8 protein-coding genes and 1 tRNA gene are annotated in these 8,444 nt (G+C 69.2%); 5 read left to right on the plus strand and 4 right to left on the minus strand.

Features of this window, described 5'->3' with window-relative positions; translation table 11 throughout:
• The coding region (locus tag AC07ZS_RS29020) for a hypothetical protein (RefSeq protein WP_494801905.1) at nucleotides 1–183 on the minus strand (183 nt) is incomplete at its 3' end.
• Here AC07ZS_RS29020 and AC07ZS_RS29025 point away from each other — a divergent pair.
• From AC07ZS_RS29025 to AC07ZS_RS29035, 3 genes are all read left to right on the plus strand, one after another.
• Nucleotides 158–242: transfer RNA gene (locus AC07ZS_RS29025), tRNA-Leu, on the plus strand. The two genes, AC07ZS_RS29020 and AC07ZS_RS29025, sit on opposite strands and share 26 nt — an antisense overlap.
• A gap of 42 nt (nucleotides 243–284) precedes the next feature.
• On the plus strand, nucleotides 285–905 hold the full coding sequence (locus AC07ZS_RS29030; protein ID WP_494801906.1) for a DUF6806 family protein: 621 nt from the start codon (nucleotides 285–287) through the stop codon (nucleotides 903–905).
• Between the two features lie 67 nt (nucleotides 906–972).
• Nucleotides 973–2,271, plus strand: coding sequence for an MFS transporter (locus AC07ZS_RS29035; RefSeq protein ID WP_494801907.1), 1,299 nt, complete (start codon nucleotides 973–975; stop codon nucleotides 2,269–2,271).
• On the opposite strand, the gene murI is transcribed toward AC07ZS_RS29035, so the two are convergent.
• Nucleotides 2,268–3,068 (minus strand): glutamate racemase, encoded by an 801-nt coding sequence (murI, locus tag AC07ZS_RS29040; RefSeq protein ID WP_494801908.1) that lies wholly within the window; start codon nucleotides 3,066–3,068, stop codon nucleotides 2,268–2,270. The two genes, AC07ZS_RS29035 and murI, sit on opposite strands and share 4 nt — an antisense overlap.
• Nucleotides 3,065–4,618 carry a fumarate hydratase gene (locus tag AC07ZS_RS29045; protein WP_494801909.1) on the minus strand — a complete coding sequence of 518 codons (1,554 nt, stop codon included), beginning with the start codon at nucleotides 4,616–4,618 and terminating at the stop codon, nucleotides 3,065–3,067. Before AC07ZS_RS29045 ends, murI begins: the two co-directional genes overlap by 4 nt.
• A gap of 148 nt (nucleotides 4,619–4,766) precedes the next feature.
• Here AC07ZS_RS29045 and fumC point away from each other — a divergent pair, with 148 nt between their 5' ends.
• Both fumC and gltS read left to right on the plus strand, forming a co-directional pair.
• Nucleotides 4,767–6,152 carry a class II fumarate hydratase gene (gene fumC, locus AC07ZS_RS29050; RefSeq protein ID WP_494801910.1) on the plus strand — a complete coding sequence of 462 codons (1,386 nt, stop codon included), beginning with the start codon at nucleotides 4,767–4,769 and terminating at the stop codon, nucleotides 6,150–6,152.
• 16 nt (nucleotides 6,153–6,168) lie between these two features.
• A complete protein-coding gene (gene gltS, locus AC07ZS_RS29055) occupies nucleotides 6,169–7,398 on the plus strand; it encodes a sodium/glutamate symporter (protein WP_494801911.1) in 1,230 nt (409 codons plus the stop codon).
• Nucleotides 7,399–7,404: 6 nt separating this feature from the next.
• Here gltS and proX read toward each other — a convergent pair whose 3' ends face one another.
• Nucleotides 7,405–8,373, minus strand: coding sequence for a glycine betaine/L-proline ABC transporter substrate-binding protein ProX (proX, locus tag AC07ZS_RS29060; protein WP_494801912.1), 969 nt, complete (start codon nucleotides 8,371–8,373; stop codon nucleotides 7,405–7,407).
• Nucleotides 8,374–8,444 lie beyond the last annotated feature (71 nt).

Consider the following 8,444-nt stretch of genomic DNA (forward strand, 5'->3'; position numbering starts at 1 on the left):
AGGGGGGCGGGCGCGGCGCTCCCGGGGCAACAGGCTCAAAACCCGGCGTTGGAGCGTCTTGGCGCATCCGGGGCGGCGTGTTTTCGCCGGAAAATGAGGTGAAAGGTATGCATGCCTGCGGCCCGTCTTGTGCCAACCTGCCACAATGCGCTGCTGGGCCTCGATGGTGAAATTGGTAAACACAGGGGACTTAAAATCCCCCGTCGCGAGACTTAGCGGTTCGAGTCCGCTTCGAGGCACCACCTCTAGGTTTTTTGCGGTTTCGCCGCTACAGTGAGTTTTCCATGACCCGATACAACGCGCCCTTCGAGATCCACGTGCACGGCGACGTGCCGTTGCGCGAGGAAGTGGCCTATGGCCAGATCCAGGATGCGCTCAAACCCTTGTGGCAGTACGCCGGCGCCCGCTCGCTGGCGGCCGCCGCCGAGAGCAGCTACGAAGACGAACCGGGCATCCGCTTCGACGCCGAGGCGCATGTGCTGCAGATCTGCTGGACGGTGCCGGGCGACGAGGATTTCCGCCAGGTGATCGAAGAGGCCTGCATGGGCCTGAACGAGATCGCGTCGGCCGGTGCGCCGCTGGAAGTCTCGTTCTACGACGCCGAGTACGACGAAGAGGACGGTTCGTCCGAAGAGGAAGCGCGCGACGATTTCCTGATGTGCTTCGTGGGCCCCACGCCGGCCGCCATCATGCAGGTGCAACGCGACCTGCTGGTGCAGGACGTGCTGCACGTCATGGAGCGCCACTTCGACCAGGCCGAGCTGGGCGACGTCGTCGGCGCGATCGACAAGCTCTTCAACCAGCGCTTCGAGTCGCTGGTGAATTCGATGCAGCTGGGCAAGCCGCCGCGCGGCCATGGCGGCCCCTCGCACGGTGGCCCGCGCAAGCCGCGCCACCTGCACTGACGGCCCGGTCACGGGCGCGTAATAGACTTCAGAGCGCGAGCACCTGGCCTCGCCCTCCGGAGTCCCCATGGCCTTTTTCTCCACCGATGCCCTGAACCCCGGCGTGCGCAAGCGCGAGGTGTTCGGCTGGGCGATGTTCGATTTCGCCAACTCGGGCTACACCACGGTGGTGATCACGGCGGTGTTCGCGGCCTACTTCGTGGGCGCGGTGGCCGGCGGCGCCGAATGGGCCACCTTCGCCTGGACGCTGGCGCTCAGCATCTCGCACCTGATCGTGATGTTCACCATCCCCGCCATGGGCGCGTGGGCGGACCGCCATGCGGCCAAGAAGCGGCTGCTGATGATGACCACCCTGGGCTGTGTGCTGGCCACGGTCGCCCTGGGGCTGGTGGGGCCGGGGGCCGTCGTGCTCGGCATGGTGCTCATCGTCGTGTCCAACGTGTTCTTCGCCTGGGGCGAGTCGCTGGTGGCGGCCTTCCTCCCGGAGCTGGCCAGGCCCGAGGCCATGGGCCGGGTGAGCGGCTGGGGCTGGAGCCTGGGTTATGTGGGCGGCATGCTGGCCCTGGGGCTGAGCCTGGGCTATGTGCTGTGGGCCAAAGGGCAGGGGCAGGCCGCCGAGCAGTTCGTGCCGGTGACCATGTGGATCACCGCCGGCGTGTTCGCCCTGGCGGCGCTGGTCACGCTGGCCCTGCTGCGCGAGCGCGCCCAGCCCCAGGCGGGCCCGGCGGGGGCGGCCGGCTGGCGCGAATCGCTGCGCCAGCTGCGTCGCACCTTCCAGCAGGCGCGCCGTTACCGGGACTTCATGTGGCTGCTGGCCTGCGTGGCGGCCTACCAGGGCGGCGTGGCGGTGGCCATCACCCTGGCGGCGATCTACGCGGAGCAGGTGATCGGCTTCGTGCAGCAGGAAACCATGGTGCTGATCTTCGTGCTCAACATCGCGGCCGCGCTCGGGGCCTTCGCGTTCGGCTACTGGCAGGACCGCCTGGGCCACAAGCTCGCCCTGGGCATCACGCTGGTGGGCTGGGTGGCCACCTGCATCATCGCGGCGCTTACCACCACCAAGGGCGGCTTCTGGTACGCGGCGGCCATCGCGGGGGTGTGCATGGGCGCGAGCCAGTCCTCGGGCCGCGCCATGGCCGGCATGCTGGCGCCCCCGGCCCAGCTGGCCGAGTTCTTCGGCCTGTGGACCTTCGCCACCCGGGTGGCCAGCATCATCGGCCCGTTGAGCTACGGCGCCATCACCTGGATGACCGGGGGCAACCAGCGCCTGGCGATCGGCTTCACGGCGGTGCTGTTCGTGGCCGGCCTGGCCCTGCTGATGCCGGTGAACATGCAGCGCGGGCGCGCGGCCGCGCTGCAGCCCTAGAGGCTTCTGGCTTCAGCCGCCAGTCCCAGCCAGCGCCGGGCGGCTTCGGCCAGGGCCGACGGATCGCCGCTGGAGAGCAGCAGGGGCGGCTCGGCAGGCGCGTCTGACGGCGCGGGCAGTCCCAGCACGTCGCGGGTGCGGCGCGCGACCGGGGCGCCGGTGTCCACCAGCGCCACATCCGGGCCGCACAGGCGGCCCAGCAGCTCCGCCGCGAACGGGTAGTGCGTGCAGCCGAGCACCAGGGTGTCGATGGGCTGGTTGCCGTGAGGGGCTTGCAGCAGTTCGCGCACGTAGCGCGTGCCCAAGGCTTCGATGGTGGTCAGGTCGTGCCGCTCGATGGCCGCCGCCAGGCCGTCGCAGGGCTGGCTGCTGAACCGCAAGGGACGGGGCGAAGCGGCGACCAGGCGGTCGCGCAGCTGGGCGAAGCGCGCGCTCTCGAGCGTGCCGCGCGTGGCGATCACGCCGATGCCGCCGGTGCGGCTCATGGCGGCGGCGGGCTTGAGGGCCGGCTCCACGCCCACGATGGGCAGGTCGGGGTAGGCCTTGCGCAGGTCGTCGATGGCGTGCGCCGTGGCGGTGTTGCAGGCGACCACCAGGGCGTCGATGCCGTGCTGCTCGCGCAGCTGGGCGGTGATGCGGTGCGTGCGCGCCGACACGTCCTGCGCGGTGCGCTCGCCGTAGGGCGCGTGGGCGCTGTCGGCGGCGTAGACGAAGCGCGTGCCCGGCAGTTCGGCGAGCAGGGCCCGCAGCACGCTCAGGCCGCCGACCCCGCTGTCGAACACACCGACGGTTTTCAAGCGGCCGCGACCTCGATGCCCTTGAACTCGCCGGTGGCGATGCGCTTCTGCCACTCGGCCGGGCCGGTGATGTGCGCGCTGGTGCCGCCGGCGTCCACGGCCACGGTCACCGGCATGTCGACCACGTCGAACTCGTAGATGGCTTCCATGCCGAGGTCGGCGAAGCCCAGCACCTTGGCGGTCTTGATGGCCTTGGAGACCAGGTAGGCCGCGCCGCCCACGGCCATGAGGTAGGCGCTCTGGTGCTTCTTGATGGCCTCGATCGCGACCGGGCCGCGCTCGGACTTGCCGATCATCGCGATCAGGCCGGTCTCGGCCAGCATCATTTCGGTGAAGCCGTCCATGCGGGTGGCGGTGGTGGGGCCGGCGGGGCCCACGGCCTCGTCGCGCACCGGGTCCACCGGGCCCACGTAGTAGATGACGCGGTTGGTGAAGTCCACCGGCAGCTTCTCGCCTTTGGCCAGCATGTCCTTGATGCGCTTGTGCGCGGCGTCGCGGCCGGTGAGCATCTTGCCGTTGAGCAGCAGGGTGTCGCCGGGCTTCCAGCTGGCGACTTCTTCCTTGGTCAGCGTGTTCAGGTCGACGCGCTTGCTCTTCTGCGTGTCGGGCACCCAGTTCACGTTGGGCCAGAGGTCCAGGCTGGGCGCGTCCAGGTAGACCGGGCCGCTGCCGTCCATCACGAAGTGCGCGTGGCGCGTGGCCGCGCAGTTGGGGATCATGGCCACGGGCTTGCTGGCCGCGTGCGTGGGGTACATCTTGATCTTGACGTCGAGCACGGTGGTCAGGCCGCCCAGGCCCTGCGCGCCGATGCCCAGGGCGTTGACCTTCTCGTACAGCTCCAGGCGCAGTTCCTCGACCTGGTCGAGCTTCTCGCCTTTCGATGCCTTGGCCTGCAGCTCGTACATGTCGATGTCGTCCATCAGGCTTTCCTTGGCCATCAGCACCGCCTTCTCGGCCGTGCCGCCGATGCCGATGCCCAGCATGCCCGGCGGGCACCAGCCGGCGCCCATGGTGGGCACGGTCTTGAGCACCCAGTCGACCACCGAATCGCCCGGGTTGAGCATGATCATCTTGCTTTTGTTCTCGCTGCCGCCGCCCTTGGCGGCCACGGTCACTTCCACGGTGTCGCCGGGCACCAGCTCGGTGACGATCACGGCGGGGGTGTTGTCCTTGGTGTTCTTGCGGGCGAACTGCGGGTCGGCCACGACGGAGGCGCGCAGCGTGTTGTCGGGGTGGTTGTAGCCACGGCGCACGCCTTCGTTGATGGCGTCTTCCAGGCCGCCGGTGAAGCCTTCCCAGCGCACGTTCATGCCGACCTTGAGGAACACGTTGACGATGCCGGTGTCCTGGCAGATCGGGCGCTGGCCGGTGGCGCTCATCTTGCTGTTGGTCAGGATCTGCGCGATCGCGTCCTTGGCCGCCGGGCTCTGCTCGCGCTGGTAGGCGCGGGCCAGGTGGGCGATGTAGTCGGCGGGGTGGTAGTAGCTGATGTACTGCAGCGCGGCCGCGATGGATTCGATGAGGTCGGCCTGGCGGATGGTGGTCGTCATGGTGTCGTGGGCGTTGGGAGCAAGTCGCGTCGGGGGCCGCCGGGCTTCAAGTGGCCATCAGATGAGAATTGCTTTTATTTGGAGCTATGCTGGAGGGCCTTGGGGCTTGGCTTCACCAGCCCTCTATTTTGACAGGTCACGCCACACCATGAACACCCGCTCCGAACGCGACACCTTTGGCCCCATCGACGTCCCCGCCGACCGCCTCTGGGGCGCCCAGACGCAGCGCTCGCTGCAGAACTTCGACATCTCCGGCGAGCGCCAGCCGCGCGAGATGATCCGCGCCCTGGCGCAGGTCAAGCGCGCCTCGGCCGTGGTCAACCACGCCCTGGGCCTGCAGGACGAGAAGAAGACCCAGGCCATCGCGAAAGCGGCCGACGAGGTGATCGCCGGCGGCCACGAGGTGGAGTTCCCGCTGGTGGTCTGGCAGACCGGTTCGGGCACGCAGACCAACATGAACGTGAACGAGGTGCTGGCCAACCGCGCCAGCGAGCTGCTGGGCGGCGAGCGTGGCGAAGGGCGCCTGGTGCACCCGAACGACGACGTGAACCGCAGCCAGTCGAGCAACGACGTGTTCCCCACCGCCATGCATGTGGCGGCGGTGGAGGCGCTCACGCACCGCCTGCTGCCGGCGCTGGCGCTGCTGCGCGGCACGCTGGAGCAGAAGGCGCGCGACTTCGACGGCATCGTCAAGATCGGCCGCACCCACCTGCAGGACGCCACGCCGCTCACGCTGGGGCAGGAGTTCTCGGGCTGGGTGGCGCAGCTCGCGCACGGCGAGGCGCATGTGCGCGCGGCCCTGCCGCACCTGTGCGAGCTGGCGCTGGGCGGCACGGCGGTGGGCACCGGCCTGAACGCGCCCAAGGGCTATGCCGAGCAGGTGGCGGCCGAGCTGGCCCGGCTCACCGGTTTGCCCTTCGTCACCGCGCCCAACAAGTTCGAGGCCATGGCCAGCGTCGATGCCCTGGTGCACGCGCACGGCGCGCTCAAGACGCTCGCGGCCAGCCTCATGAAGATCGCCAACGACGTGCGCTGGCTCGCCAGCGGCCCGCGCAGCGGCATCGGCGAGCTCAGCATTCCCGAGAACGAGCCCGGCTCGTCCATCATGCCCGGCAAGGTCAACCCGACCCAGAGCGAGGCCGTCACCATGCTGGCGGCCCAGGTGTTCGGCAACGATGTGGCGATCAACTTCGGCGGCGCCTCGGGCAACTTCGAGCTCAATGTGTTCCGCCCGATGGTGGCGCACAACTTCCTGCAGAGCGTGCGCCTGCTGGCCGACGGCATGAAGAGCTTCAACGACCACTGCGCCGTGGGCATCGAGCCCAACCGCGCGCGCATCACCGAGCTGGTGGACCGCTCGCTCATGCTGGTGACGGCGCTGAACACGCACATCGGCTACGACAAGGCCGCGCAGATCGCCAAGAAAGCGCACAAGGAGGGCACCACGCTGCGCGAGGCCGCGCTGGCGCTGGGCCACGTGACGGCCGAGCAGTTCGACCAGTGGGTGGTGCCGGAGAAGATGACGGGGCGTTGACCGCTACCATGGCGCCATGATCCCGTTCCCCTGGCGCACCAGCTTCCTCGTCGATCCCTTCGCCAGCTTCACGCTCGCCATCCTGCTGCTCTTCGTCGGCAAGTGGCTCACGCAGCGCCACGGCTGGCTGCAGCGCTACAACATCCCGGAGGCCGTGGTGGGCGGGGTGGTGTGCGCGCTGGTGGTGTGCTCGCTGTACTACGCGCTGGACGTGCGGGTGGTGTTCGAGCTCGGCGCGCGCGACATGCTGCTGCTGTATTTCTTCGCCGCGATCGGCCTGGGCACGGATGTGCGCACGCTGCGCCAGGGCGGGCGCTCGCTGGTGGTGCTGCTGGTGCTGGCCATCGGCTTCATGCTGCTGCAGAACGGGGTGGGGATGGCCGCAGCCAGCGCGTTCGGCATGGACGCGCGGGCGGGCCTCATGGCCGGCTCGATCTCGCTCACCGGCGGTGTCGGCACCACGCTGGCCTGGACGCCGCACTTCGTCGACCGCCTGGGCATCGCCAACGCGGGCGAGCTGGGCCTGGCGGCCAACATGGTGGGCATGATCGCGGCCTGCCTGGTGGGCGGGCCGCTGGCGGCCTGGCTGATGCGGCGCCACCGCATCGAACCCTCGGGTGTGGCCGACGTGGAGGTCGGCACGCGCTACCAGGACGAGGCCCACCTGCGGCTCGGCTACCACGGCGTGCTGATGGCCTTGCTCTGGCTCAACATCGCGCTGATGCTGGGGCAGGGTGTCAACGAGCTGGTCGCGCTCACCGGCCTGCACCTGCCGGCCTTCGTGGGCTGCCTGATGGCCGGCATCGGCCTGCGCAGCGCCGGGCAGTGGCTGGCGCCCGAAGGCGGTCGCCTGTGGAACTGGCCCAGCATGCGGCTGGGCGTGGCGCTGATCTCCGACCTGAGCCTCGGTCTGTTCCTCACCATGGCGCTCATGGGCCTGCGCCTGTGGGAGCTGGAGCCAGTGCTGGGCTTCATGGCCGTGACCATGACGCTGCAGGTGCTGCTCGCGGTGGCGTTCACGGCCTTCGTCGTGTTCCGCTTCATGGGGCGCGATTACGAGGCGGCCGTGATCTGCTCGGGCTTCGGCGGCATCGCGCTGGGCTCGACCGCCACGGCCATCGCCAACATGAGCGCGGTGGTGCGGGCCTACGGCGCCGCACCCCGGGCCTTCATCGTCGTGCCGCTGGTGTGCGGCTTCTTCATCGATCTGGCCAACGCGCTGGTGATCGGCCTGCTGGCGCGTTGAGCGGCTTTACCGTTTCGCGGCCGCCAGGGCTTGCGAGATCCAGCCGTCAAAGGTCTTCTGGTGGGCCTTGATCCAGGCGTCGGTGTGGCGCTCCACGTCCTGCGGCTTGTTCTGGCCTTCGCGCATGCGCAGGTTCTGGGCGTTGATATCGGCCACCGGCAGCGCCATCACCTCGAACAGCCGCGCGGCCGCCGGGTTCTGCTCGGTGAACTGGCGGTTGGCCACGATGCGCTGCGTGTTGAGCACGAAGCCGTAGTTCTGGCCGTTGGGCAACTGGGTGTCGAGCTTGCTTTGTTCGCCCGGGAGCGAGGAGAACGGCACCTGCAGCCACACCACGTCCTGGCCGGGGCGCAGCACGCCGCTGACCCAGTAGGGCGTCCAGGTGTAGTACAGCACCGGCTGGCCCTGCTTGAGGCGCGTGATGGTGTCGGCGATCAGCGCGGCGTAGCTGCCCTGCACGTGGGTCACCGTGTCGCGCAGCTTGTAGGCGTCGAGGTGGTGTTCGATCACCGCTTCGCAGCCCCAGCCGGGGTTGCAGCCGGTCAGGTCGGCCTTGCCGTCGCCGTTGTGGTCGAACAGCTTGGCGATAGCGGGGTCCTTGAGCTGGTCCACGCGCGTGATCTTGTGGGCCTCGGCGGTCTTGCGGTCGATCAGGTAGCCCTGGGCCGCGCCGGGCGAATAGGCGCCCTGGCGGTAGAGCTTGGCGTCGCCGCCGGCGTTCTTGTAGAAGTCCGCGTGCAGCGGGTCCCAGTGGTCGGCCATGAAGGTGGCGTCGCCGTTGGCGATCGCGACGTGGGCGGTCGGGTACTCCACCTCCTTGATGGGCTTCACGTCGTAACCCAGTTTGGCCAGCGCGCGCGACACCAGCAGGGTCTGGAAGGTCTCTTCGGCGATCGAGCTTTGCAGCGGCTGCACCGCGACGCCTTGGCCGGGCAGGTTCTGCGCCTGGGCCGGGCCCGTGAGGGCGAGGGCCATGAGGCCGCCGCCGAGCAGGGTGCGCCACAGAGGGGTGGGCGTGGGGAAGGTCATCGGTTTCCTTTCGATGG

The sequence above is a fragment of the Hydrogenophaga sp. GW456-12-10-14-TSB4 genome, assembly GCF_059424305.1.

Coding starts and splice junctions, on each gene's coding strand:
- AC07ZS_RS29030 (WP_494801906.1), top strand. CDS start 285: ATGACCCGATACAACGCGCCCTTCGAGATCCACGTGCACGGCGACGTG.
- AC07ZS_RS29035 (WP_494801907.1), top strand. CDS start 973: ATGGCCTTTTTCTCCACCGATGCCCTGAACCCCGGCGTGCGCAAGCGC.
- AC07ZS_RS29045 (WP_494801909.1), bottom strand. CDS start 4,618: ATGACGACCACCATCCGCCAGGCCGACCTCATCGAATCCATCGCGGCC.
- fumC (WP_494801910.1), top strand. CDS start 4,767: ATGAACACCCGCTCCGAACGCGACACCTTTGGCCCCATCGACGTCCCC.
- gltS (WP_494801911.1), top strand. CDS start 6,169: ATGATCCCGTTCCCCTGGCGCACCAGCTTCCTCGTCGATCCCTTCGCC.
- proX (WP_494801912.1), bottom strand. CDS start 8,373: ATGGCCCTCGCCCTCACGGGCCCGGCCCAGGCGCAGAACCTGCCCGGC.